The sequence below is a fragment of the Sphingopyxis sp. genome (assembly GCF_035686825.1).
Classification (GTDB): Bacteria; Pseudomonadota; Alphaproteobacteria; order Sphingomonadales; family Sphingomonadaceae; genus Sphingopyxis.
The window spans coordinates 540,913-565,070 of sequence record NZ_DASRYZ010000007.1 but is presented as its reverse complement, the minus strand read 5'-3'; the positions used below and the strand labels follow the sequence as shown (position 1 = coordinate 565,070).

At 65.5% G+C, this 24,158-nt stretch carries 22 protein-coding genes and 1 tRNA gene; 12 read left to right on the top strand and 11 right to left on the bottom strand.

Annotated features, from left to right (window positions below):
• Window positions 1–24: 24 nt before the first annotated feature.
• On the top strand, window positions 25–303 hold the full coding sequence (locus tag VFG17_RS20605; RefSeq protein WP_325031238.1) for an integration host factor subunit beta: 279 nt from the start codon (window positions 25–27) through the stop codon (window positions 301–303).
• Between the two features lie 39 nt (window positions 304–342).
• Here the strand turns inward: VFG17_RS20605 and VFG17_RS20600 are convergent, their stop codons facing one another.
• Together VFG17_RS20600 and VFG17_RS20595 are read right to left on the bottom strand one after the other, a co-directional pair.
• Window positions 343–1,110: an ABC transporter permease gene (locus VFG17_RS20600; RefSeq protein ID WP_325031237.1), complete on the bottom strand. Its 768-nt coding sequence runs from the start codon at window positions 1,108–1,110 to the stop codon at window positions 343–345.
• Complete coding sequence (locus tag VFG17_RS20595) at window positions 1,107–2,054, bottom strand: ABC transporter ATP-binding protein (RefSeq protein WP_325031236.1); 948 nt, start codon at window positions 2,052–2,054, stop codon at window positions 1,107–1,109. Before VFG17_RS20595 ends, VFG17_RS20600 begins: the two co-directional genes overlap by 4 nt.
• A gap of 87 nt (window positions 2,055–2,141) precedes the next feature.
• Between VFG17_RS20595 and VFG17_RS20590 the strand changes: the two genes are divergently transcribed.
• The 5 genes from VFG17_RS20590 (at window position 2,142) to VFG17_RS20570 (ending at window position 7,942) form a co-directional block, all read left to right on the top strand.
• Window positions 2,142–2,227: transfer RNA gene (locus VFG17_RS20590), tRNA-Leu, on the top strand.
• A gap of 59 nt (window positions 2,228–2,286) precedes the next feature.
• Entirely contained in the window at window positions 2,287–3,639 is a 1,353-nt protein-coding gene (locus tag VFG17_RS20585) for an alpha/beta hydrolase family protein (protein WP_325031235.1), read from the top strand.
• A gap of 122 nt (window positions 3,640–3,761) precedes the next feature.
• Window positions 3,762–5,291: an ABC transporter substrate-binding protein gene (locus VFG17_RS20580; protein WP_325031234.1), complete on the top strand. Its 1,530-nt coding sequence runs from the start codon at window positions 3,762–3,764 to the stop codon at window positions 5,289–5,291.
• Window positions 5,292–5,334: 43 nt separating this feature from the next.
• Window positions 5,335–5,757 (top strand): DUF4112 domain-containing protein, encoded by a 423-nt coding sequence (locus tag VFG17_RS20575; protein WP_325031233.1) that lies wholly within the window; start codon window positions 5,335–5,337, stop codon window positions 5,755–5,757.
• 73 nt (window positions 5,758–5,830) lie between these two features.
• A complete protein-coding gene (locus VFG17_RS20570) occupies window positions 5,831–7,942 on the top strand; it encodes a prolyl oligopeptidase family serine peptidase (protein WP_325031232.1) in 2,112 nt (703 codons plus the stop codon).
• Window positions 7,943–8,068: 126 nt separating this feature from the next.
• On the opposite strand, the gene VFG17_RS20565 is transcribed toward VFG17_RS20570, so the two are convergent.
• From VFG17_RS20565 to cyoA, 7 genes are read right to left on the bottom strand one after another with little or no spacing between them, the layout of a single operon-like run.
• On the bottom strand, window positions 8,069–8,614 hold the full coding sequence (locus VFG17_RS20565) for a response regulator transcription factor (RefSeq protein WP_325031231.1): 546 nt from the start codon (window positions 8,612–8,614) through the stop codon (window positions 8,069–8,071).
• Complete coding sequence (locus VFG17_RS20560) at window positions 8,611–9,918, bottom strand: ATP-binding protein (protein WP_325031430.1); 1,308 nt, start codon at window positions 9,916–9,918, stop codon at window positions 8,611–8,613. Before VFG17_RS20560 ends, VFG17_RS20565 begins: the two co-directional genes overlap by 4 nt.
• A complete protein-coding gene (locus tag VFG17_RS20555) occupies window positions 9,918–10,619 on the bottom strand; it encodes an SURF1 family protein (RefSeq protein WP_325031230.1) in 702 nt (233 codons plus the stop codon). Before VFG17_RS20555 ends, VFG17_RS20560 begins: the two co-directional genes overlap by 1 nt.
• Window positions 10,616–10,996 carry a cytochrome o ubiquinol oxidase subunit IV gene (gene cyoD / locus VFG17_RS20550; protein ID WP_325031229.1) on the bottom strand — a complete coding sequence of 127 codons (381 nt, stop codon included), beginning with the start codon at window positions 10,994–10,996 and terminating at the stop codon, window positions 10,616–10,618. Before cyoD ends, VFG17_RS20555 begins: the two co-directional genes overlap by 4 nt.
• A complete protein-coding gene (cyoC, locus tag VFG17_RS20545) occupies window positions 10,993–11,619 on the bottom strand; it encodes a cytochrome o ubiquinol oxidase subunit III (protein WP_325031228.1) in 627 nt (208 codons plus the stop codon). The genes cyoD and cyoC overlap by 4 nt, the downstream gene beginning before the upstream one ends.
• Before the next feature lie 4 nt (window positions 11,620–11,623).
• The gene (cyoB, locus tag VFG17_RS20540; RefSeq protein WP_325031227.1) at window positions 11,624–13,633 is read right to left on the bottom strand and encodes a cytochrome o ubiquinol oxidase subunit I; all 2,010 of its coding nucleotides are present in this window, start codon (window positions 13,631–13,633) and stop codon (window positions 11,624–11,626) included.
• A gap of 16 nt (window positions 13,634–13,649) precedes the next feature.
• Entirely contained in the window at window positions 13,650–14,828 is a 1,179-nt protein-coding gene (gene cyoA, locus VFG17_RS20535) for a ubiquinol oxidase subunit II (protein WP_325031226.1), read from the bottom strand.
• A gap of 169 nt (window positions 14,829–14,997) precedes the next feature.
• Between cyoA and VFG17_RS20530 the strand changes: the two genes are divergently transcribed.
• From VFG17_RS20530 to VFG17_RS20520, 3 genes are all read left to right on the top strand, one after another.
• A complete protein-coding gene (locus tag VFG17_RS20530; RefSeq protein WP_325031225.1) occupies window positions 14,998–16,332 on the top strand; it encodes an MFS transporter in 1,335 nt (444 codons plus the stop codon).
• A gap of 61 nt (window positions 16,333–16,393) precedes the next feature.
• Window positions 16,394–17,305: a LysR family transcriptional regulator gene (locus tag VFG17_RS20525; protein ID WP_325031224.1), complete on the top strand. Its 912-nt coding sequence runs from the start codon at window positions 16,394–16,396 to the stop codon at window positions 17,303–17,305.
• 95 nt (window positions 17,306–17,400) lie between these two features.
• Window positions 17,401–18,645 (top strand): acyl-CoA dehydrogenase family protein, encoded by a 1,245-nt coding sequence (locus VFG17_RS20520; RefSeq protein ID WP_325031223.1) that lies wholly within the window; start codon window positions 17,401–17,403, stop codon window positions 18,643–18,645.
• A gap of 48 nt (window positions 18,646–18,693) precedes the next feature.
• Here VFG17_RS20520 and VFG17_RS20515 read toward each other — a convergent pair whose 3' ends face one another.
• Entirely contained in the window at window positions 18,694–19,320 is a 627-nt protein-coding gene (locus tag VFG17_RS20515; RefSeq protein WP_325031222.1) for a hypothetical protein, read from the bottom strand.
• A 416-nt stretch (window positions 19,321–19,736) separates the two neighbouring features.
• Between VFG17_RS20515 and paoA the strand changes: the two genes are divergently transcribed.
• From paoA to paoC, 3 genes are read left to right on the top strand one after another with little or no spacing between them, the layout of a single operon-like run.
• On the top strand, window positions 19,737–20,381 hold the full coding sequence (gene paoA, locus VFG17_RS20510) for an aldehyde dehydrogenase iron-sulfur subunit PaoA (RefSeq protein WP_325031221.1): 645 nt from the start codon (window positions 19,737–19,739) through the stop codon (window positions 20,379–20,381).
• Window positions 20,378–21,328, top strand: a complete 951-nt coding sequence (locus VFG17_RS20505; protein WP_325031220.1) for a xanthine dehydrogenase family protein subunit M — start codon at window positions 20,378–20,380, stop codon at window positions 21,326–21,328. The genes paoA and VFG17_RS20505 overlap by 4 nt, the downstream gene beginning before the upstream one ends.
• A gap of 4 nt (window positions 21,329–21,332) precedes the next feature.
• Entirely contained in the window at window positions 21,333–23,540 is a 2,208-nt protein-coding gene (gene paoC, locus VFG17_RS20500) for an aldehyde oxidoreductase molybdenum-binding subunit PaoC (protein WP_325031219.1), read from the top strand.
• Between the two features lie 13 nt (window positions 23,541–23,553).
• On the opposite strand, the gene VFG17_RS20495 is transcribed toward paoC, so the two are convergent.
• Window positions 23,554–24,120 carry a nucleotidyltransferase family protein gene (locus VFG17_RS20495; protein ID WP_325031218.1) on the bottom strand — a complete coding sequence of 189 codons (567 nt, stop codon included), beginning with the start codon at window positions 24,118–24,120 and terminating at the stop codon, window positions 23,554–23,556.
• Window positions 24,121–24,158: the final 38 nt, after the last annotated feature.

Here is a 24,158-nt window from a genome sequence, read left to right as displayed (position 1 = left end):
GGCTGTATATATTAGGGGAAGCACATGATCCGGTCAGAACTGGTTCAGAAGATCGCGAGCGAAAACAGCGATTTGCGGATTGAAGAAGTCGAGCGCATCGTCGACGCTTTCTTCGATTCCATCGTCGATCAGCTCGCGGCGGGTGGCCGCGTCGAGCTACGCGGCTTCGGCGCCTTCTCCACCCGCGCGCGCGAATCGCGCACCGGCCGCAATCCCCGCACCGGGGCCGCGGTCGATGTGAAGGCGAAAAACGTGCCCTATTTCAAACCCGGCAAGGAAATGCGCGAGCGTTTGAACGGCTAGGACACGACGCGCCGCATTGCGGCGCGAATCCAGCCTTCCTCAGTTCTTGAGCCGGTATCCGGTGCGGAACATCCAGAAAATCACGCCGAGGCACAGCGCCAGGAAAAGCGTGACCGCGCCCATGCTCACCTCGATCCCGACGTCGCCCTTGCCGAAGAAGGTCCAGCGGAACCCGCTGATCAGATAGACGACGGGGTTGAACAGGGTCACCATCCGCCATGCGGCGGGCAGCATGTCGAGCGAGTAGAAGGCGCCGCCCAGAAAGGTCAGCGGATAGACGACCAGCATCGGGATGACCTGAAGCTGTTCGAAGCTTTGCGCCCAGATGCCGATGATGAAGCCGAACAGGCAAAAGGTCACCGCCATCAGGATCATGAACGCCGCCATCAACAGCGGATGCGCCACCTGCACATCGACGAACAGATGCGCGGTCGCGAAGATGATCGACCCGATGACCACCGACTTGGTCGCCGCCGCGCCGACATAGGCGATCACCGTTTCCAGCGGCGACAGCGGCGCCGACAGCATTTCGTAAATCGTCCCCGTCCATTTGGGCATATAGATGCCGAACGAGGAATTGCTGATGCTTTCGGTGAACATCGTCAGCATCATCAGCCCGGGGACGATGAAGGCGCCATAGGGGACGTCGCTAACCTCGGTCATCCGGCTGCCGATCGCCGATCCGAAGACGACGAAATAGAGCGCGGTGGTGATCACCGGCAGCATCAGGCTAGTCCAGAAGGTGCGGCCGAAGCGCGCCATTTCGAAAGCGTAGATCGCGCGCACGCCGCGCCAGTTCGCGATCATGCGGCTTCTCCCTTCGCACCGTTCGATTCGTGGACCAGCCCGACGAAAATATCCTCGAGCGAGCTTTGCCTCGTGTGCAGATCCTTGAACTGCACGCCGATGTCGGTCATCCGCCGCAGCAGCGACGGCACTCCAGTGGCCTCGGCGCGGCTGTCGAATTCATAGACCAGCTCATTGCCCTCACCCGCCAGCTCGAGCTTCCACTGCGCCAGCTCGTCGGGGATGGCGGTCAACGGGTCGACGAGATTGAGCGTCAGCGTCTTGCGCCCGAGCTTCTTGATCAGTTCGTCCTTCTGTTCGACCAGAATCAACCGCCCGCCGGTGATCACCCCGACGCGGTCGGCCATTTCCTCGGCCTCCTCGATATAGTGGGTGGTGAGGATGATCGTGACCCCGCGCTCGCGCAGACCGCGCACCATATTCCACATGTCGCGGCGCAGCTCGACGTCAACGCCCGCGGTGGGTTCGTCGAGGAACAGGATTTCGGGTTCGTGGGAAAGCGCCTTGGCGATCATCACGCGGCGCTTCATGCCGCCCGACAATTCCATGATCTTGGAATCGCGCTTGTCCCACAGCGACAGGTCCTTGAGCAGCTGCTCGATGAACGCCGGGTCGCGCGGCTTGCCGAACAGGCCGCGCGAGAAGCTGACCGTCGCCATCACGCTTTCGAACGCATCGGTATGGAGCTCCTGCGGCACCAGTCCGATCATCGCCCGCGCGGCGCGATAGTCGCGGGCATGATCGTGCCCGCCGACGGTCACCGTTCCCGCGCTGGGCGTGACGATGCCGCAGACGATGCTGATCATCGTCGTCTTGCCCGCGCCGTTCGGCCCGAGCAGCGCGAAAATCTCGCCCTTGTTGATCGAAAGGTCGACATCGCTCAGCGCTTTGTGACCGCTTTTATAGGTTTTTCCGAGGCCGGAAATCTGGAGAACCACTGTCATGCCATGCGTTTAGCCGAGCCGCCGCATCGCGTGAAGCGCCAAACATCGCTTGACCTCCACCGGCCCATCGGCTTGACCAAGCCCCGCGCGGACGTGGCGAAATCGGTAGACGCAGCAGACTTAAAATCTGCCGGCCTAGTGTCATGCGGGTTCAAGTCCCGCCGTCCGCACCATGTTGAACTCGGAAAGCGCAGCTTTGCCTATCCTCCGCATCTTTCACGCACGAGGCCCCATGCTGACAGCCAAATCCATGTTTCGCGGCGGCGACGCCATTTCCCGGCATCTGGCAGCCCTGATCGCCGCTTTGCTCGTCGCAACCCCGGCCGCCGCGGCCGAAAGCGACTGCGCGCTGGGTGCATATCGCCTGGCCGACGGCGGCGTCATCGATGTCGCCGCGGCGAGCGAAGGCGCGCTGCGCTGGCGCGGCCTCGACGGGGCGAGCGGCGAGTTGAAACGCGATGGCGATCATTGGGCGGGCACCGCGGGCTGGACGGGGCGCGCCGATGGCCTGACGGTCCGTTTCGACTGCGCGGCAAAGACCATGGAGTTCGGCGAGCGCAAGGGGCAGCGGATCGCGCTCGAAACACGCGAGACCAGCTTCACCAGCCACGGCACCCGTCTTGTCGGCCGGCTGGTGATGCCGCCCGGCGACGAGCCCGTCCCGATCGTCGTGCTGCTACACGGCGCGGAATTCGCGTCCGCGCGCGACACCAATTCGCTGCAGCGCATGCTTCCCGCCGCGGGCATCGGCGCCTTCGTCTATGACAAGCGCGGCACCGGCGCGTCGGGCGACAAATATACGCAGGTCTTTTCGCTGCTCGCCGACGACGCCGTCGCCGCGCTCGCCGAAACGCGGCGGATGGCGGGCGCGCGCGGCACGCGCTTCGGCTTTCAGGGGCCGAGCCAGGGCGGCTGGATCGCACCGCTCGCGGCGACGCGGACGCAGGTTGACTTTCTGATCGTCAGCTTCGGCCTCGCGGTGTCGGTCGCCGACGAGGATCGCGAAGCCATCGCGTTCCAGATGGGGCTCAAAGGCTATGGCTCCGACGTGATCGCCAAGGCGCAGGAGATCGGCGCCGCGACGACCCGCATCTTCGCAAGCGGCATGACCGACGGGATCGAGGAACTCGACGCGGTGCGCGCGCGCTATCGCGATGAACCGTGGTACAAGGATGTTTACGGCAATTACACCCACCTCATCCTCGGCATGACCGCCGACGAGATCAGGACCAAGGGGCAGATCTACCGTTTCGGCACGCCCGTCCACTACGACCCGATGCCAACGCTCCGCGCGGTCGACGTGCCGCAGCTCTGGGCGCTCGGCGGACAGGATATCGACGCGCCGGCGGGCGAAACCGCGAGGCGGATCAAGGGGCTGATCACGGCAGGCCAGCCGATCACCCTCGCCGTCTTTCCCAAGGCCGAACATGGCATGACCGAATTCGAGACCGCGCCCGACGGATCGCGCGTGTCGACCCGCTTCACGCCGGGCTATTTCCGGTTGCTGATCGACTATGCCAAGGGCGCGCCGCTCGCGTCCGAATATGGCGATGCCGAAATAACGCCCCCCGCAACGACGAAATGACGTCCGACGGGTCGAAATTTGCCCGAAACCCGCCCCGCCATATCGACCGCCTTCCCCTTCCACCGGCAAAACAGTCCGGATGACCACTTCCGGTTTTGCCGCTTATCCTTATGATGCCTCCCATGCCGCACCCTCAGGACGATCACCGGGCCAGCAGAAAGCCAGGGCCGCGCCGCGGCCGTCTTGTTGGCGGCGCCGTCCTGATCGCCCTGTCGCTCGCCAGTTGCGGCCTGTTTGGTGAGCGCGGTCCGGTCAAGGTTGCCGCCATCGGCACGCTCAATCTCGCCGCGACGCCGCTTTCCGGCGAGTTGTCGGCGGCCAACGCCGCGCTGCTCGACGCGACATCACAAGGCCTCGTCAGCTATGACGACGAGGGTCAGATCGACACCGGCCTCGCCGACCGCTGGACCGTCACCACCGACGGGCGCAGCTATATTTTTCGCCTCCGCGAAGCAAAATGGACCAACGGGCGCAAGGTGACGGCCGAGGATGTCGCCGAAATCCTGCGCGACTATCTCGCGCCCGCCAGCCGCCACATCCTCAAGGATGATTTTCCGGAGGTCGAGACGATCAAGGCGATGACCGATACCGTCATCGAAATCCGTCTTACGGTGCCGCAACCCGCGATCCTCGAACTGCTTGCCCAGCCGTCGATGGCGATCGTCAACAAGGGCATGGGCTGGGGCCCGATGCGCGCGCGCAAGATCGGCAATGCGGTACTGCTCTCGCCCGTTCCCGACCCGCTCGCCGAGGATCCCGAAGCGGCCGAGGCGGCGGCGAACGACCCCGCCGCCGCGATCGAACTCGTCGGCACCTCGCCCGAGGGCGCGCTCGCACGGTTCAAGAATGGCTATGCCGACGGGGTGATCGGCGGCCGCTTTTCGACCCTGCCCTATTTCGTCGCGTCGAACATCGGGCGCTCGCGCCTCGTCGTCGATCCGGTGCCCGGGCTGTTCGGCCTGTCGTTCGTCCGCGCCGAGGGGTTTCTCGCGACCGACGTCAACCGCGACGCGCTCGTCCGCGCAGTCCGACGCGAGCGGCTGATCGAGGCCTTTGGCCTGACCGAATGGCAGGCGCAGGTCACGCTACGCCCCGCGCTCTACACGCGCGACGGCGGCCCGGTGCCGCTGGTTCCCGTCTGGGCCGAGTTCGACGAAGCCTCGCGGCTCGCGCAGGCGAAGCGCGTGGTCGATGCGTGGCGCGCCGCGGGGCGCGAGATCGAGCCGTTGCGCATCGCGGTTCCGGACACCCCGGGCGGGCGCATATTATACGCCTATGTCGCCGCCGACTTCAACGCGATCGGCGTGCCGAGCCGGCGCGTCGCGATGGCGTCGAAAGCCGACCTGCGCCTGATCGACGAGGTCGCGCCGAACGACGATCCCATATGGGCGCTCCGCCGTCTGTCATGCCGGCCCGACACGCTGTGCAATCGCGAAGCGCAGGATCTGATCGCTCTGGCGACCGCCAACATCGACATCGGCCAGCGCCGCCAGCAGATCGGCGATGCCGAGGCGGTACTCGTGCGCTACGCCCCCTTCATTCCGCTCGCGACACCGCTGCGCTGGTCGGTCGCGTCGCAGCGCCTGACGGGCCTGCGCGCCAACGGCCGCGCGCAGCACCCATTGAATCATCTGATCGACTTACCTAACTAATACAGTGGCGCTCAAACCCCGGGCGCTGCCGGAAAGGACCCCGATGGCCCCTTCGCCCCCGCATCCCGACGCGATTTTCGACGCGCTGATCCAGAACCGCAACGATCCCGCCGCGCTGCGCAAGCGGGTCGAAACGCTTGAAATCCTGCTCGAGCGCAGCTTCGTCATTCCGGGCATCAACCGCCCCGTCGGGCTCGACGCGATCGTCGGCCTCGTCCCCGTCGTCGGCGACGTGATCGCCGCGACGATGGGTGCCTACCTGATCTGGGAAGCGCGCAACCTCGGCATGCCGAAATGGAAGATCTGGCGCATGATCGGCAATCTCGGCGTCGATACCGCGCTCGGCGCGGTCCCGCTCGTCGGCGACGCGTTCGACTTCTTCTTTCGCTCGAACACCCGCAACCTCCGGATCATCAAGAAGCATCTCGACAAGCATCATCCGGGCACGATCATCATCGATCAATAGTCCTTCGCCGTCTTCCCTCGGGGTGTGTAATGCTGCTAGCACAGCGCCACCACACCCCAGGGGAGATTATCGAATGATCCGCGCCAGCCTCGCCGCGCTTGCCCTCAGCTGTTCCTTCGCCGCCGTGGCGGCGGCCGCGCAGGACAAAGACCCCTGGCTCTGGCTTGAGGATATCGAGGGCGCGAAGGCGCTCGATTGGGTCAAAAAGGAAAATGCGGCGACTGACAAGCTGATCACCGGCCGCCCCGGTTTCGAGGCCGACCGCAAGCGCGCGCGCGCGATCCTCGACGACGACCGCCAGATCGCGATGCCGGGCGAGGTTATGGGCGACACGATCACCAATTTCTGGCGCGATGCGGCCAATCCGCGCGGGCTGTGGCGGCAAAGCCCGCTCGACGCCTATCTCGCCGGCAAGCCCGTATGGACGACGCTGATCGACGTCGATGCGCTCGGCAAGGCCGAGAAACAGAGCTGGGTCTGGCACGGCGCCGACTGCCTCGCGCCCGACTATAAACGCTGCCTCGTGTCGCTGAGCCCCGGCGGCACCGACGCCGACATCGTCCGCGAATGGGACCGCACGACAAAAAGCTTCGTCACCAGCGGCTTCACCCTGCCGCAAGCGAAGAGCAGCGTGACGTGGGAAGACGCCGACACATTGCTCGTCGCGACCGACTATGGCGAGGGCAGCATGACCGCGTCGGGTTATCCGCGCATCGTCAAGCGCTGGAAACGCGGCACGCCGCTTTCGGCCGCCGAAACGCTGGCCGAGGGCGAGCATGAGGATGTCGGGATGAATGTCTTCGCGCTCGTCGACGGCGACACGCGCTGGCCGATGATCAGCCGCGGCAAGACCTTCTACACCGCCGACTATCTGCTGCCGAACATCGACGCCTCGCGCTATATTTCGACGATCATCCCCGATACCGCGAGCATCCGCGACATCGTCGACGGACAGCTTATCATCTTCCTCAACCAGGACTGGGCGGACATCCCGGCGGGCTCGCTCGTCTCGCTCTCGATCGAGGACATGTCGGCCGACCGCAAGGTGCCGATCGTCACCGCGATGACCCCGACGAAGGCGCAGGCGATCGAAGATGTCGTCGCGACCGACAATATCCTGTGGGTCAAGGCGCTCGACGATGTCGAGGGCAAGCTCTTCGCGCTGCGCCGCGACCCCGCGACCGGCAAATGGAGCCAGAAGGCGGTTCCGCTCGCCGACAACGCCACGGTGAGCATCGCCGGAACGGTCGGCAAGCGCGACATCGTCCTCGCCACCGCCGAGACGATGCTGATGCCGCCGACGCTCTACGCCGCCGCCGAAACCGGCGCGCCGAAAGCGGTGCAGAGCCTGCCCGCCACCTTCGACGCGAAGGACATGCTGGTCGAAAAACGGTTCGCGACGTCGAAGGACGGCACCAAAATCCCCTATTTCCTCGTCCGCAAGAAATCGGACAGCGAAGCACCCGTCCCCGCGCTGATCCACGCCTATGGCGGCTTCCGCGCCGCGCAGACGCCGGGCTATCTCACCGGCCAGCCCTATCGCGCCGGCCCGCTCGGGCTATTCTGGGTCGAGGGCGGCAACGCCTATGTCCTCGCCAACATCCGCGGCGGCGGCGAATATGGTCCGGCCTGGCATCAGGCGGCGCTGCGCGAAAAGCGCCAGAACAGCTTCGACGACCTGCACGCGGTCGCCGAGGATCTCGTCAAGACCGGCGTCAGCGCCAAGGGCAAGATCGCGATCTCGGGCCGCTCGAACGGCGGCGTGCTCGTCGGCGCGGCGATGACGCAGCGCCCCGACCTTTACGGCGCGGTGATCTCGGGCTCGCCGATCAAGGATATGTGGCGCTATGACAAGATGCTCGCGGGTGCCTCGTGGGTCGCCGAATATGGCGATCCCGACGTGCCCGAAGACTGGGCGTTCCTGTCGAAATATTCGCCCTATCATAACATCCGCAAGGGCGTGACCTATCCGCCGATCTTCCTCTATCTTTCGACCAAGGACGACCGCGTCCACCCCGGCCACGCGCGCAAATTCGCCGCGAAGCTGATGGAGAATGGCAACCGCGTCTATTATCACGAATATATCGAGGGCGGCCATTCGGTCGGCGCCGACCATGCCGAGGATGCGGTGCGCGCCGCAATGCTCCACGGCTTCTTGTTGCGTGAGTTGGTGGAGAAGAAATAGCCCGCAACAACAGCAAAATCCGTTTGTGCTGAGCTTGTCGAAGCACCGTCCTTCTTGCGGCGTCAAAAGAAAGAACGGCCCTTCGACAGGCTCAGGGCGAACGGATCATGGTTGGCGCCCTTCGCCCTAACGTATCTGCCGTTTCTCCAGCTTTCGCGCCAAGGTCCGCCGGTGCATCCCCAGCCGGCGCGCCGTCTCCGAAATGTTGAAATCGGTCTCGACCAACACCTGGTGGATATGCTCCCACTCGACCGTCTTGATCGACGATTGGCGGTCGCCCACCGGCGTTTCGGCATTGCCCTCCGACCGTTCGAACGCCGCCTCGATATCGTCGGTGTTCGACGGTTTGGCGAGATAATAGGACGCGCCCAATTTGATCGCCTCGACCGCGGTCGCGATGCTCGCAAAGCCGGTGAGCACGACGATCCGCATCGCCGGATCGAGCGCGCGCAGCGTCTGAACGCACGCGAGCCCCGACGCGCCGCCGAGCTTCAGATCGACCACCGCATAGCCCGGCCGGAAGGTCGCGAGCAGCGCGTCCATCTCCTCGGGGCTGCGCGCGGCCTCGACCACATAGCCGCGCCGCTCGAACGAGCGTTTCAGCGTGCGGGCGAAGGCGTCGTCATCCTCGACGATCAGCAATTGGCGCGGGTCGCTTGGGGTGTGGGTCATGCCTTGCCTCCACCGGGCGGGGCGAGCGCCGAAATCGGCAGGAACATCCGCACCAGCGCGCCGCCGGCATCGCGATTGGAAACGCTGGCGCCGCCGCCGAGCTTGCGCAGCACATTGACGAGCAGGAACAGGCCGAGCCCGCCGCCGGGGCGTCCCTTGGTCGAACGATAGGGCTGGCCGAAATTCTCGAGCATCTCGGCACTGAAGCCGGGCCCGCGGTCGGCGATCTCGATCACCAGCATGTCACCGTCGCGCGAGGTCGTGAAGCCGGTCCAGTCGGGTGACACCTCGGCCGCATTGTCGAGGACGTTGCCGATCACCTGCCGCAGCGCCGGATCGGAGACGATCGCGACGTCGGCGCCGAAGCGGTCGTTGAATTCGACCGTGCCGGGACGGCGCACCGCGCGCGTGTGCGCGACGATTTCGTTGAACGCCGCGCGGATCGTGGTGAGCCGCGGCGCCTCGCCGCGCGCCTCGCCCGCCGACATCAGGATGCCGCTCACGATCGCCTTGCAGCGTTGCACCGCCGCATCCATGTCGGCGAGATCTTCCTGAAGCTCGCGGTCGTCTTTCAGCCGCGGCGCCGCCTGCCAGTCGCCGATCAGCACCGATAGCGTCGACAGCGGCGTGCCCAGCTCGTGCGCCGCACCCGATGCGAGCAGGCCCATACGCACGATATGATCCTCCTCCGCCGCGCGCTGACGGCTCGCCGCGAGCGCGGCATCGCTGTCGCGCAAGTTGCGGCTGATCCGCGTCACGAAGGCGACGAGCAGCACCGCGATCAGCAGGAAGCAGACGAAGCTGCCCTGCAGATAAAGCCCCATCGGATCGTCCGCATAGGCGGGCGGCAGGACGAGCGGCGTCGGATCGACGCGCAGCGCCGCGAGCGCTGCCAATGCCGCCGCGACGATCGCCCACGACGAGCGCGGGGTGAGCAGGATCGCGCCGATCACGATCTGGAGCAGGAAGAGCGAGGCGAAGGGATTGGCGAGGCCGCCGCTATGGTGGAGCTGCCAGCCGAGCGCCGCGACGTCGAACAGCAGCGCCGCGGTGAGCTCGGCATTGGTTACGCCGCGACCGCGGCGGAGCAAGGCGGCGCTCGCGAAGTTGATCGCGATCAGCACGAGGATCGCCGCGAGCAAGGGCGCGCGCGGCAGCGAAATCGCCATCGGCCCGCTGACGACCCCGATCGTCGCGAGCTGCCCACCGACCGCGAGCCAGCGCAGCTGGATCAGCAGCGTCATGTTACGGCGGCCCGCGGGAACCCGGGCGGGCGCCGCCGGCAGGATCGTCGGGTCGGTCATCATTCGCGAATACGCCACAGCCGCCACGCAAAAAAGAGGCTGAGCGCACAAAGCGCGAACCAGGTCAGCGCATAGACCATGTGATGGTCGCGAAAACGCACCACCGTCAGCCCGCCGACCGGATAGCCGCCGGGGTTCGGCGAAGCGTCGGCATCGACGAAATAGGGTGCGGTCCGGCCCAGTCCCCTCGCCCGCGCGATCGCCGCGACATCGCGCGAAAACCAGCGACCGGCCGCCGGATCGTTCGACCGGAGAAAGGCGCCGCCGGGTTCGGTTACGCGCAGCAGGCCTGTCACCGTCACCGGACCCGCGACATTGCCCGCCGCGCGCGCTGTCGCATCCTGCCGGTCCTTGGACACAAAGCCGCGATTGACGAGCAAAGCGAAGCCCGGCGTTTCGAGCGGGGTGACCACCCAATAGCCCGCGCCGCGCTCGGTCACCGCCTGCACCAGCGTCTCGCGATCGTGCCGGAATGTCCCCGACGCGGTGACCCGCCGATAGGCGTCGTCCTTCGCATTGACCGCATCCCATCGATCCGGCCCCGGTGCCGCGACGGGCGGCGCATGAATGCGCGTCTCGACTGCCGCGATCAGCTCGTGCTTCCACGCGCGCCGTTCGATCTGCCAGACGCCGAGCGCCGCGAGACCGATCGCCGCGATCAGCGCCGCCGCGGCAAAGGCCGCGCGGCGGGTGCGTGTCAAGGCACCTGACTCGTCGTCTGACTGGTCGGCTCGTGCGGCATCGGCATCATATTGGTGTTGAGATGGTGCATCACCCACAGCGACCCCGCGAGCATGATCACCACGACGATGATCGTGAAGACGAGCGAGGTCAGCGACCAGCCGCCCTCGGCCTTGGGCGTCATGTGGAGAAAGAAGATCATGTGGACGACGATCTGCACCACCGCGAAGCCCATGATGACCGCGCCCGTCGCGCCTGCGCTGAGCGGCATCGTCATCACCAGCCAGAAGGGGATCGCGGTCAGGATCACCGACAGCACGAACCCGATGACATAGTCGCGCATCGACGCGTGCGGCATCTCGATCTCGTGGTGCGTAGCGTGAGGATCGGCGCTCATCGCAGCACTCCCATCAGATAGACAAAGGTGAAGACGCCGATCCACACGACGTCGAGGAAGTGCCAGAACATCGACAGGCACATCACGCGGCGCTTGTTCGCGGCGATCAGCCCGTGCTTCGAGAGCTGGAACATCAGTGTCACGAGCCAGATAATGCCGAAGGTGACATGCAGCCCGTGAGTGCCGACAAGCGTGAAGAAACTCGACAGGAAGGCGCTGCGCTGTGGCCCCGCGCCGATCTCGATCAGATGGTGGAATTCGTAAAGCTCGATTCCAAGGAAGGCGAGGCCGAACAGTCCGGTGACCGCGAGCCAGAGCTGGACCCCCTTCACCTTGCCCTGCTGCATCTGCAGCACCGCAAAACCATAGGTGATCGACGAGAAGAGCAGCATCGCGGTGTTGAGCGCAATGAGCTTGAGGTCGAACAGATCCTTCGGCGCCGGCCCCGCGGCATAGCTGCCGCCGAGCACGGCGTAGCAGGCGAAGAGGATCGCAAAGATGAGGCAGTCGCTCATCAGATAGATCCAGAAGCCCAGCATCGTGCTGTGCCCCTCGGGATGCGCATGCTCGTCGAGGTCGTAGAACTGGACGGGCGCGTCGGCGGTGATGGTCTTGGCACTCATCGCATCAGGCTCCGGCCGCCAGCTGGCGGGTCCGCGCGTCCTCGACCGCGGTGACCGTCGCCGCCGGAATGTCGAAATCGCGCTTGTAGTTGAAGGTGTGATAGATCGCGCCGACGATCGTCGCCGCAAAGCTCAGCGCGACCAGCCACCAGATGTGCCAGACCAGCGCGAAACCCATGACGAGGCAGAAGCCCGACAGGATCATCCCCGTCCCGGTGTTGCTCGGCATATGGATGTCGCGATAGCCATCGACCGGCCGCCGGGCCCCGCGCGTCTTCATGTCGTACCATGCGTCAAGGTCGTGGATCACCGGCGTGAAGGCGAAATTATAGTCGGGCGGCGGCGAGCTGGTCGCCCATTCGAGCGTGCGGCCGTCCCACGGATCGCCGTTCGTGGTGTCGCGCAGCTCCTTGCGGCGCCAGATGCTGACACCGAACTGGACCAGCATCGCACCGATGCCCGCCGCGACGATCAGCGCGCCGACGCCCGCGATCACGAACCAGATTTGCAGGCTCGGATCGTCGAACACGCGCATCCGCCGCGTCACGCCCATCAGGCCAAGGATATAGAGCGGCGTGAAGGCGACCCAGAAGCCGACGACCCAGCACCAGAAGCTGATCTTGCCCCAGAAGACGTCGAGCTTGTAGCCGAACGCCTTGGGCCACCAATAGTTGATCGCCGCGAACAGGCCGAACAAGACGCCCCCGATGATCACATTATGGAAGTGCGCGATCAGGAAGAGCGAGTTGTGGAGCACGAAGTCGGCGGGGGGCACCGCGAGCAGCACCCCGGTCATGCCGCCGATGACGAAGGTCAGCATGAAGGCGACCGTCCACATCATCGGCAGTTCGAAGCGGATGCGGCCGCGATACATGGTGAACAGCCAGTTGAAGAGCTTGGCCCCGGTCGGGATCGAGATCACCATCGTCGTAATGCCGAAGAAGCTGTTGACGCTGGCCCCCGACCCCATGGTGAAGAAATGGTGCAGCCAGACGAGATACGACAGGATCGTGATACAGATCGTCGCATAGACCATCGACGTATAGCCGAAGAGCCTTTTGCCCGAGAAGGTCGAGGTGACTTCTGAAAAGACCCCGAACAGCGGCAGCACGAGGATATAAACCTCGGGGTGCCCCCAGATCCAGATCAGGTTCACATACATCATCGGCGATCCGCCGAGGTCGTTGGTGAAGAAATTGGTGCCGACATAGCGGTCGAGGCTCAAGAGCACGAGCGTCGCGGTCAGGATCGGGAAGCTGGCGACGATCAGGATGTTCGCGCAGAGCGAGGTCCAGGTGAACACCGGCATCTTCATCAATCCCATGCCCGGCGCGCGCAGCTTCAGGATGGTGACGATCAGGTTGATGCCCGACAGGGTGGTGCCGACGCCGGCTATCTGTAAGCCCCAGATATAATAGTCGACGCCGACATTGGGGCTGTAGGCGATCCCCGACAGCGGCGGATAGGCGAGCCAGCCGGTCTGTGCATATTCGCCGACGAACAAGGAGATCATCGTCAGCACCGCGCCCGCGGTCGTCATCCAGAAGCTGAAATTGTTGAGGAAGGGAAAGCTGACGTCGCGCGCGCCGATCTGGAGCGGGACGATATAGTTCATGATCCCGGTGATGAACGGCATCGCGACGAAGAAGATCATGATCACGCCGTGCGCGGTGAACACCTGGTCATAATGGTGCGGGGTCAGATAACCTTCGGACCCGCCGAACGCCATCGCCTGCTGCAAACGCATCATGATCGCGTCGGCAAAGCCGCGCAGGAACATGATCAGCCCGAGGATCATGTACATGATCCCGATGCGCTTGTGGTCGACGGTGGTGAACCATTCGGTCCACAAATAGCCCCACAGGCGGAATTTGGTGATCAGGCCGAGCACCGCGATGCCGCCAAGGACGACGCCGATGAAGGTGATGACGAGGATCGGCTCGTGGAGCGGCAGCGCCTCGAGCGACAGCTTGCCGAGGATCGGACCGGTTTCGGGTGCGGGATGCGGGATCATAAGGGTCTCGGCTCGTTCAGGACATCGGGCGGGCGGCGGGCGCGTTGAGCGCGGTGCGTTCGGGCCTGGCCGGGACCGGAAGCCCCTCGCCCTTCAGCATTTCCGGCGCCACGGGCTTCGCGTCGGGCCGGTCGTTCGACATCACCGGCGAGCTGCAATAGGCGGCGACATAGCGCATGCTCCAGCGTGCAGCCTCGACGGTGCCGCGCGCGGCGAACTTGTCATAGGTGACCTGCCGGACATTGCCGATGCCCGCGATGCCCGCGCCGCCCGCGGCATCGAGCGACATCATGTCGTGCATGCACATCTTGCCGGGCTCGACGCACATGTTGACGACCGCGTCGAACAATTGCGGATCGCTCGCGGCGAAACGGCGGATCGGCTCCTTGTGCGTCGGCTTTTCGAGCTTCAGATATTCGGCGCGGCTGAGGTCGCCTTCGGCCGAGGCTTTCGTCGCCGCGACCCATTTGTCGAACTCGCCCGCGGGCAGGCTCTTCACCGCAAAGCGCATGTTCGAAAAGCCCCAGCCCGAATAATTGGCCGAAAAACCCTCAAACTCGCCGGTCTTGTCGAACACGCCGTGCAGCTTGGTTTCCATGCCCGGCATCGCGTAAATCTGCCCCGCGAGCGCTGGCACGTAAAAGCTGTTCATCACCGACGAAGAAGAGATACGGAACCGCACCGGCCGGTTCACCGGCAGCGCCAGCTCGTTAACCGTCGCGACGCCCTGTTCGGGGTAGATAAACAGCCATTTCCAGTCGAGCGCGACGACCTGCACGTCGAGCGGCTTGACCTCCGCCGCGACCGGCTGGCCCGGCGCGGTGCGCGCGAGCGGGCGATAGGGGTCGAGCAAATGCGTCGCGACCCACGTCACCGCGCCAAGGCAGATGATGATCAGCAGCGGCGCCGACCAGATGACGAGTTCGAGCTGGGTCGAGTGATCCCAGTCGGGCTTGTAGGTCGCCTCCTTGTTCGACGCGCGATATTTCCACGCGAAGAAGATCGTCAGCGCCATCACCGGCACGATGATCAGCAGCATCAGCACCGTCGACAGGACGATCAGATCGCCCTGCTGGCGCGCGACGTCGCCGGCGGGATCGAGCACGATCAGCCCGCACCCCGACAAAAGGGGCAGCGCGGCGAGCAGCGGCAACAGCCGCAATCGGGCGGAAAAACGGGGGAGATTGCTTGGCATGATGCGCGCCTAGGCCTCCTTTGTTGCACTGCACATAGGACATTTTGTCCAATCCCGCGATCGTCCATCATCGCGCAGGGGCATTTTCATTCGGGGCGATTCTGCCCTATGACCGACTCGTGCCGCCGCATCCTGTCCTGCGGAGGGCGCCAGCTCAAGGATTGTTACCATGGCTGCCGACACCGTCCCCACCACCGAGGCCGAACGCGATGCCCGCGCCCTCCACGGCGCCGAGGACGGCAGCCACCGCATCGATCCCGCCGAGATCGCGATCGGCGTCATCATCGGGCGGACGTCGGAGTTCTTCGACTTCTTCGTCTATGCCATCGCGTCGGTGCTGGTGTTCCCGAAACTCGTCTTCCCGCATCTCGACCCGCTGACGGGCACGCTCTGGTCCTTCGCGATCTTCGCGCTCGCCTTCGTCGCGCGCCCGGTCGGGACGATCATCTTCACCGCAATCGACCGCGCCTACGGCCGCGGCGCCAAGCTCACCATCGCGCTCTTCCTGCTCGGCGGTTCGACCGCGGCGATCGCCTTCCTGCCGAGCTACGAATCGGTCGGCATCGGCGCCGCGCTGTTCCTCGCGCTGTTCCGCATGGGCCAGGGCGTCGCGCTCGGCGGATCGTGGGACGGCCTCGCCTCGCTGCTCGCGATCAACGCTCCCGAAAACCGCCGCGGCTGGTATGCGATGATCCCGCAGCTCGGCGCGCCGCTCGGCCTCATCGTCGCCAGCCTGCTCTTCATGTTCCTGATCTCGGCGCTTCCGGCCGAGGATTTCCTCGCGTGGGGCTGGCGCTATCCCTTCTTCGTCGCCTTCGCGATCAACGTCGTCGCGCTGTTCGCGCGGCTGCGCATCGTCGTGACCCCCGAATATGCCGAACTGTTCGAGAACCGCGCGCTCCAGCCCGCACCCCTGCTCGAAACGGTGCGCTCGGAATGGAAGACGATCGTCATCGGCACCTTCGCGCCGCTCGCCAGCTTCGCGATGTTCCACATGGTCACCGTCTATCCGCTGTCGTGGGTGTTCCTGTTCACCGACGAAAGCCCGGTGCGCTTTCTGGTGATCGAAGCGATCGCTGCGGTCGTCGGCGTCATCGCGATCATCGCGTCGGGTATCCTCGCCGACCGTGTCGGCCGCCGTAACCTGCTCGCGGTCACGGCCGCGGGCATCGCGGCGTTCAGCGGCTTCGCGCCGCAACTGCTCGACGCGGGCCAATTCGGCGAAGCGACGTTCATGATTCTCGGCTTCGCGCTTCTCGGCCTGTCGTTCGGCCAGTCGTCGGGTGCGCTCTCGTCGAACTTCCATCCGCGCCACCGCTATACCGGATCGGCCTTCACATCCGACCTCGCCTGGCTGTTCGGCGCCGGTTTCGCGCCGATGGTCGCGCTCTGGCTGTCGAGCCAGTTCGGGCTGATCGCGGCGGGCGCCTATCTGCTGTCGGGCGCGCTCGGTACACTCGTCGCGCTGTGGCTCAACCGCGAACTGGCGAGCACGATTGACTGATCGACGCGATCGCACCGGGATCGGCTATCGATCCCGCGCTGGCTCCGCCTAGGAGCAGGCCTTGCGGCATCTCGCCCGGTTCGATCTCAACCTGCTGCGCATTTTCGACGCGATCTTCGCCAAGGGCGGGGTGTCGGCCGCGGCGCGGCACCTCAACCTGTCGCAGCCGGCGATCAGTCACGCCCTCGCACGGCTGCGCACCCAGTTCGACGATCCGCTCTTCGTGCGGCAGGGCAATCGCCTCGTTCCGACCTCCGCCGCGCGCGCCATCGCGGGGCCGGTGCGCGAGGCGCTGCGTGGGCTCGACGCCGCGCTCGACGCCGCCACCGCGTTCGAGCCTGCACAAACCACTCGCGAGTTCCGCATCGGGGTGCGGCTGTCGGGCGAAATGCCACGCTTTTCGTCGCTGGTCGCGCGCGTGCGCGCCGAGGCGCCGCATGTCGCGCTCGCCAGCGTGACCTTCCGGCGCCGCGAACTCGTGACGATGCTCGCGAACGGCGACCTCGACCTCGCGCTCGACGTCGCGCTGCCCGCCGATGACCGGCTATGCCGCCATTATCTCGGCGCAGAACCGCTTGTCGTCGTCGCGCGCCAGGGGCATCCGCGCGTCGCGGGCGCGATCGACCTCGATACCTATCTGACGCTCGACCATATCGTCGCGACGGCGCGGCCCTATGGCCCGGGGATCGAGGATATGGCGCTCGACCGCATGGGCCTCGCGCGGCGCGTCGCGGTGCGCTGCCAGCACGCGATCACCGCCTGGCAGATCGTCGCCGCGTCCGACATGCTCTTCGCGCTCCCCAAATCGCACGCCGCGGTGCTCGACGCGATGTGGCCGATGCAGCTTCTCGACCTGCCGCTGCCGGTCGAACCCGGCGGCAGCTACCTCTATTGGCATCAGGCGGCGCAGGCCGATCCCGGACTTGGCTGGCTGCGCGCGATCATCGTCGATGAATTCGCAAAAGCCGAATGACATTCGTCAAATGAATATGGATTATTCGACCCTATCATTTTCCTTGATGACATAGTGCCGTTACCTTCTCCGGCGAAAATCTGCTGGAGACCCAAATGACCGAAATCGAACTTCAGGCCGAACTCAACGACCTGCGCATGTCGAAGGAAGCGCAGCCGCTCTTCGATGCGGTGAAGCGCCACATCGCCGACAATGTCGATCCGATCACCGAGGAATTTTTCCGGCTGGGCGAAGGCCGCGCCGACCGCTGGAGTTGGGCGCCCGGGCAACTCGAATTGCTCGAAGGCGCAAAGAACAAGGCGAAGGCGGCGGGCCTGTGGAATTTCTTCCTGCCGCACGGCGACACCGGCACCCCGCTCAGCAACCTCGACTATGCCTATATCGCCGCCGAACTCGGCAAGTCGCCGCTCGCGTCCGAATCGCTGAACTGCTCGGCACCCGACACGGGCAATATGGAAGTGCTCGAAATGGTCGGCACGCCCGAGCAGAAGGACCGCTGGCTCAAGCCGCTGCTCAACGGCGAAATCCGTTCGGCCTATGTAATGACCGAACCCGGCGTCGCCTCGTCCGATGCGAGCAACTTGGAGACGAGCGCGCACCTCGAAGGCGATGAGTGGGTCATCAACGGCGAGAAATATTTCATCAGCGGCGCGGGCGATCCGCGCTGCAAAATCCTGATCTGCATGCTCAAGACCAACCCCGAAGCCTCACGCAAGGGCCAGCATTCGCAGATTCTGGTGCCGATGGACACGCCGGGCGTGCAGGTGCTCGGCCCGATGCGCGTGTTCGGTGCCGACCACGCGCCGCAGGGTCACATGCACATGCGCTTCGACAATGTCCGCGTGCCGCGCGAGAATATCCTGCTCGGCGAGGGCCGCGGGTTCGAGATTTCGCAGATGCGCCTCGGCCCGGGCCGCATCCATCACTGCATGCGCACGATCGGCAAGGCCGAGGTCGCGCTCGACCTGATGGTCAAGCGCGGCAATTCGCGCACCGCCTTCGGCCGCCCGCTATCGCAGCTCGGCAAGAATCTGGAAGTGATCGCCCGCGCGCGCGTCGAGATCGAGGCGATGCGGCTGATCGTATTGAAGGCGGCAAAGGCGATGGACCTGCTTGGCAACCGCGAGGCGCGCGTGTGGGTCAGCATGGCCAAGGCGATGGTTCCCGAACGCGTCTGCCAGATCATCGACCAGGCGATCCAGATCCACGGCGCGACGGGCATCTCGCACTGGACCCCGCTCGCCGACCTTTATGCCGACGTCCGCCACCTGCGCTTCGCCGACGGTCCCGACGAGGTCCATTATATGGTCGTCGGCCGCGACGAGCTCGGACGCCACTGATGCCGCGCGCGGGCGGCCGCCGCCGCCGCCCGCGCGGATCATCGCATGTCAGGGAACGCCCTCGCCCAGCATAAAATCGGCCACGCTATAGGAATGGCTGGCCTGATAGGCGTTCCTGCCGCGGTTCATATGGGTCAGGTTGAATCGCCGGACAGCGCGTAGCGCGCGCGGGACCGCGAGGAATTCGCGGATCGAGGCCGAGCCGCGTATCTTGACGATGAAAATGTCCGCACCGCTTGAAAAGGAATAGCTCAGATTCTCGGGCGCGCGCACGCTCCGCTCGAGAAAGCTCCGGTCGACCCTTTCCGGCGCGAGCGACCCGTCGGTCGTGCAATCCGAAAGGTGGACAATGAACCGGGCGCGAAGATCGTCGCCGTCGGCATAGAGGGTGAACAGCTCCATCCAGCTTGCGTTGACGCGGACCAAGGGCTTGTCGGATGTGGATGGCAGGCAGGAAACCGACCAATAATATCGCTCGGTCGTGCGCGGCATGGGAAGGCAGATCCGGCCGTATAGCTCCAGAATCGCGAAGAGTTCGGGCGCCTGCGGCCGGCGAAGCAGCTTCTGGAAACGCGGCGCATATTTCATCCGCTGCTCGATCGAATCCTGCCGTTCTTCGGCGTCGGTCGATTTCCCCCGCCCCTCCAGCCATTCGTCCTGCTGGTCGGGATCCATAAATTGGCGCAGCCCCTTTGGGCTTTGGCGAGATGTCCTGTTCATGCCCCTAGAATGCGGGACACGCGGCCAATCATCAATGGCGAGAAGCACACTCGCGCTATTTCAGCGAAACCGCTTACGAAGCAGCCAACGAGCCGAAGGAACTGCTAATCCTCCCTGGCGCCGGTCGCGTCGATCTCTACGACCGTGTGGACGTAATCCCTTTCGACAAGCTGCAACGCTTCTTCGGGCAACGCGCGATGGAGCAACCGGAAGGCCATGGCTCGCCGATTGAAGAAACCTCGCAGCTTATGCTATCCTTTTGGCGACCCGAAATCGTCTGGGGCGTGGCAACGCATCGTCCCGCTTTGCATTCATTTGTAAGAACAAGCGCGGCGGAGCCGTCGCGCGGAAATAAGATGATGGGAACTGCAATGTCGACATCCGAGAATTTCCCCATCTCGCGTCGCGGGCTGCTCGCCGGTGGCGCCGTATCGGTCGCCGCCACCACCGCGGCGGGTGCGCCGGCGGCCGAAGCTCAACCCGCAAGAACGAAGGAGCGACCGCCGACCGCACGTGTCAGCTTCGAGGTCAACGGCGCAGCACATGAGCTCGAACTCGACACGCGCACGACGCTGCTCGATGCGCTTCGCGAACATCTGCGGCTGACGGGGACCAAAAAGGGTTGCGATCATGGTCAATGCGGTGCCTGCACCGTCATCGCCGACGGCCGCCGGATCAACAGCTGCCTGTCCCTCGCCGTGCAGCACGACGGGGACAAGATCACGACGATCGAGGGGCTTGGGCTTCCCGGCAATCTCCATCCGATGCAGCAAGCCTTCGTCGTCCACGACGGCTATCAATGCGGCTATTGCACCCCCGGCCAGATTTGTTCGGCGGTCGCGGTCCTGGGCGAAATCGAAGCAGGCATCCCCAGCCATGTCACGGCGGATTTGAGCGAAGCGCCCAAGGTTACGGCAAGCGAACTTCGCGAGCGGATGAGCGGCAACATCTGCCGCTGCGGCGCCTATTCGAACATCATCGATGCGATCGCCGATGTCGCGGAAGTGAAGGCATGAAAAGCTTCACCTACGAACGCGCCGCGACGCCCGCCGCGGCAACCGCCGCCTTCGCGCGCACTCCGGGCGCACGCTTCATCGCGGGCGGCACCAACCTTCTCGACCTGATGAAGCTCGAGATCGAAACGCCGGCGCATCTGGTCGACGTGAGCCGCCTCGGCTTCGACAAGATCGAGGCGACCAGCGCGGGCGGGCTGCGCATCGGCGCGATGGTGCGCAACACCGATCTCGCAGCCGACCCCCGCGTCCGGCGCGACTATGGCCTCTTGTCGCGCGCGCTCGTCGCCGGGGCTTCGGGGCAGCTCCGCAACAAGGCGACCACCGCCGGCAACCTGCTCCAGCGCACACGCTGCCCCTATTTCTACGACACCAACCAGCCGTGCAACAAGCGCAAGCCCGGCAGCGGCTGCGCCGCGATCGGCGGGTTCAGCCGCCTGCATGCCGTGATCGGCGCAAGCGAGGCGTGCATCGCCACCCACCCCAGCGACATGGCGGTCGCGATGCAGGCGCTCGACGCCGCGGTCGAGACGGTCGACGCGGCGGGCAAGGCCCGCAGCATCGCCCTCGCCGATTTCTATCGCGCGCCGGGCAACACTCCGCATCTCGAAACGGTGCTCGCGCCGGGCGAGCTCATCACCGCGGTGACGCTGCCGAAACCGCTCGGGGGTACCCACATCTATCACAAGGTCCGGGACCGCGCCTCTTATGCCTTCGCGCTGATCTCGGTCGGCGCGGTGATCCAGCGCGACGGCAGCGGGCGCGTCGCGCTCGGCGGGGTCGGGTACAAACCGTGGCGCGTCCCGGCCGCCGACGCCGAGTTGCCACGCGGCGCCAAGGCCGCCGCTTCGGCGCTCCTCGCCGGCGCGAAAACGAGCCACGAAAATGCCTATAAGCTGCCGCTGGTCGAGCGAACGCTCGCCGCGGTGCTGACGCAAGCGAAGGGTTGAGCCCATGAAGTTCGACACGCCCGCAACCGACAATCCGATCGACCGGCTGAAGATCGTCGGCAAGCCCACGAACCGCATCGACGGCCCGCTCAAGACAAGCGGCACCGCACCCTATGCTTATGAGCGGCACGATGTCGTGCCGAACCAGGCCTATGGCTATGTCGTCGGCTCGGCGATCGCCAAGGGCCGCATAGCCTCGATGGATCTCGACGCCGCGAAAGCCGCTCCCGGCGTCCTCGCCGTCGTGACGGCGGCAAATGCGGGGAAGCTTGGCAAGGGCGACTTCAACACCGCCCGCCTGCTCGGCGGCCCCGACATCGAACATTATCACCAAGCCGTCGCGCTGGTGGTCGCGGAAAGCTTCGAGCAGGCGCGCGCGGCCGCCGCGCTCGTTCGCGTCCGATATGATCGCGCGAAGGGGAATTTCGACCTCGCGAAATCGATGGACGGCGCGGTCAAACCCGCCGCCGCCTTCGGCACCGAGGCCGACACGCGCTTCGGCGATTTCGATACGGCCTTCGCGAGCGCGCCGGTCAAGCTCGACGCGCGCTATACGACGCCCGATCACAGCCATGCGATGATGGAACCGCACGCGTCGATCGCGAGCTGGGACGGCGACAAGCTCACGCTGTGGACGTCGAACCAGATGGTCGCCTGGTCGGTCGGCGACATGGCGAAGACGCTGGGCATTCCCAAGGAGAATGTCCGGCTGGTCTCGCCCTACATCGGTGGCGGCTTCGGCGGAAAATTGTTCATCCGCTCCGACGCGCTGCTCGCCGCGCTCGGCGCCAAAGCCGCGGGTCGTCCGGTGAAGGTGGCGCTGCAGCGGCCGCTCATGACCAACAACACGACGCACCGCCCCGCGACGATCCAGCGCATCCGCCTCGGCGCGACGACCGACGGCAAGCTCACCGCGATCGGGCACGAAAGCTGGTCGGGCGACCTGAAGGGCGGCAGCCCCGAAACCGCGGTCGCGCAAACCCGGCTGCTTTACGCCGCGCCCAACCGGATGACCGCGATGCGCCTCGCGACGCTCGACCTTCCCGAAGGCAATGCGATGCGCGCGCCCGGCGAAGCACCGGGGATGATGGCGCTCGAAATCGCGATCGATGAAATGGCGGAAAAGCTCGGCCTCGATCCGGTCGCTTTCCGCGTGCTCAACGACACGCAGGTCGACCCCGAAAAGCCCGAGCGGCGCTTTTCGCAGCGCCGGCTCAATGAGTGCCTCGAGCTCGGCGCCGAGAAATTCGGCTGGAAGGGCCGCAAGGCGAAACCCGGCGTCACGCGCGACGGACGCTGGCTGGTCGGCATGGGCGTCGCTGCCGCCTTCCGCAACAATCTCAACGAAAAATCGGCGGCGCGCGTGAGGCTCGACCGACACGGCATGGTGACGGTCGAAACCGACATGACCGACATCGGCACGGGCAGCTACACGATCATCGCGCAGACCGCCGCCGAGATGCTCGGCGTGCCGCTCGACCGGGTCGACGTGCGGCTCGGCGACTCGGTCTTTCCGGTATCGGCGGGCTCGGGCGGCCAGTGGGGAGCGAACAGTTCGACCGCCGGCGTCTATGCGGCATGTGCCAAGTTGCGCACGACCATCGCCGAAAAGCTCGGCCTCGACCCCGCGACCGCGGTCTTCGATAACGGTAAAGTCCGCGCCGGCGGCAAGAGCGTCGCGCTCGCGAAGGCCGCGGCCGACGGCGATTTCGTCGCCGAGGATATGATGGAATATGGCGACCTCGCCCAAAAATATCAGCAATCGACCTTCGGCGCGCATTTCTGCGAAGTCGGCGTCGACGCGGCGACGGGCGAGATACGGGTGCGCCGTATGCTCGCGGTCTGCGCCGCCGGACGCATCCTCAACCCCAAGGCCGCGCGCAGCCAGGTCATCGGCGCGATGACAATGGGCGCCGGTGCGGCGCTGATGGAGGAGCTGGCCGTCGACAAGAGGTTCGGCTTCTTCGTCAATCATGACCTCGCCGGCTACGAAGTCCCCGTCCATGCCGACATTCCGCACCAGGAGGTGATCTTCCTCGACGAAGTCGATCCCACGACGTCGCCGATGAAAGCCAAGGGCGTCGGTGAACTCGGCATCTGCGGCGTCGCGGCCGCGGTCGCCAACGCCGTCTATCATGCGACGGGCGTTCGGGTGCGGAACTACCCGGTCACGCTCGACAAGCTGATCGACAAGCTGCCGGACCTCGCGTGACGAGCGGCTTCGCTCAGCGCAGGTCTTCGGGACGGTCGATGTCGGCGAGTTCGAGCGGATCCCCGGCCACGAGAAGGGCGCCGGCGAGCAACGCGCGGCCCCCGCGATCGCCTTCGATGTTGCGCAGCGCCGCGAAATGCGAACGTGCGAAAAGCGCCGGCGGCATGGCAATGCCGTCACGTCCCGACGCGACGATTGGCGCCTTTGCGGGGTCGAACGCTGCCAGCAGCGATTTGATATGCTGCGGTCCGACGAACGGCATGTCGCCGAGCGCCACCAGCGCCGCATCGACGTTCGACTCCCCGGCCCGCTCGATCGCGAGGGCGAGCGACGAAGACAGTCCGCGCGCGGGGTCGGGGTTGGTGACGATTTCGAACCCGAGGTCCGACAGAAGCGCGGCGATGTCGCTTCCCGCGCGGCAGACGGCGAGCAGGCGGCCGGGCTCAATCGCGAGCAGGCTTTTCGCCGCAACGACCGCGACCGGTTCGTCGCGCACCAGTGCAAGCAGCTTATCGCTTCCGAAGCGATCGGAACGGCCGGCCGCAAGCAGAATGGCGGCGATGCGATTGGCTTCGATCACGGCATTATCTCCCGTCGCGCGGCGGCCAGGCAATTCGG

Bases quoted from the DNA above. Each gene is read 5' to 3' on its own strand.
- VFG17_RS20520 (WP_325031223.1), top strand. From the start codon at position 17,401: ATGACCGAAATCGAACTTCAGGCCGAACTCAACGACCTGCGCATGTCG.
- cyoB (WP_325031227.1), bottom strand. From the start codon at position 13,633: ATGATCCCGCATCCCGCACCCGAAACCGGTCCGATCCTCGGCAAGCTG.
- cyoD (WP_325031229.1), bottom strand. From the start codon at position 10,996: ATGAGCGCCGATCCTCACGCTACGCACCACGAGATCGAGATGCCGCAC.
- VFG17_RS20600 (WP_325031237.1), bottom strand. From the start codon at position 1,110: ATGATCGCGAACTGGCGCGGCGTGCGCGCGATCTACGCTTTCGAAATG.
- VFG17_RS20560 (WP_325031430.1), bottom strand. From the start codon at position 9,918: ATGACCGACCCGACGATCCTGCCGGCGGCGCCCGCCCGGGTTCCCGCG.
- VFG17_RS20595 (WP_325031236.1), bottom strand. From the start codon at position 2,054: ATGACAGTGGTTCTCCAGATTTCCGGCCTCGGAAAAACCTATAAAAGC.
- cyoC (WP_325031228.1), bottom strand. From the start codon at position 11,619: ATGAGTGCCAAGACCATCACCGCCGACGCGCCCGTCCAGTTCTACGAC.
- VFG17_RS20505 (WP_325031220.1), top strand. From the start codon at position 20,378: ATGAAAAGCTTCACCTACGAACGCGCCGCGACGCCCGCCGCGGCAACC.
- paoA (WP_325031221.1), top strand. From the start codon at position 19,737: ATGTCGACATCCGAGAATTTCCCCATCTCGCGTCGCGGGCTGCTCGCC.
- VFG17_RS20605 (WP_325031238.1), top strand. From the start codon at position 25: ATGATCCGGTCAGAACTGGTTCAGAAGATCGCGAGCGAAAACAGCGAT.
- paoC (WP_325031219.1), top strand. From the start codon at position 21,333: ATGAAGTTCGACACGCCCGCAACCGACAATCCGATCGACCGGCTGAAG.
- cyoA (WP_325031226.1), bottom strand. From the start codon at position 14,828: ATGCCAAGCAATCTCCCCCGTTTTTCCGCCCGATTGCGGCTGTTGCCG.
- VFG17_RS20580 (WP_325031234.1), top strand. From the start codon at position 3,762: ATGCCGCACCCTCAGGACGATCACCGGGCCAGCAGAAAGCCAGGGCCG.
- VFG17_RS20530 (WP_325031225.1), top strand. From the start codon at position 14,998: ATGGCTGCCGACACCGTCCCCACCACCGAGGCCGAACGCGATGCCCGC.
- VFG17_RS20585 (WP_325031235.1), top strand. From the start codon at position 2,287: ATGCTGACAGCCAAATCCATGTTTCGCGGCGGCGACGCCATTTCCCGG.
- VFG17_RS20515 (WP_325031222.1), bottom strand. From the start codon at position 19,320: ATGGATCCCGACCAGCAGGACGAATGGCTGGAGGGGCGGGGGAAATCG.
- VFG17_RS20565 (WP_325031231.1), bottom strand. From the start codon at position 8,614: ATGACCCACACCCCAAGCGACCCGCGCCAATTGCTGATCGTCGAGGAT.
- VFG17_RS20575 (WP_325031233.1), top strand. From the start codon at position 5,335: ATGGCCCCTTCGCCCCCGCATCCCGACGCGATTTTCGACGCGCTGATC.
- VFG17_RS20570 (WP_325031232.1), top strand. From the start codon at position 5,831: ATGATCCGCGCCAGCCTCGCCGCGCTTGCCCTCAGCTGTTCCTTCGCC.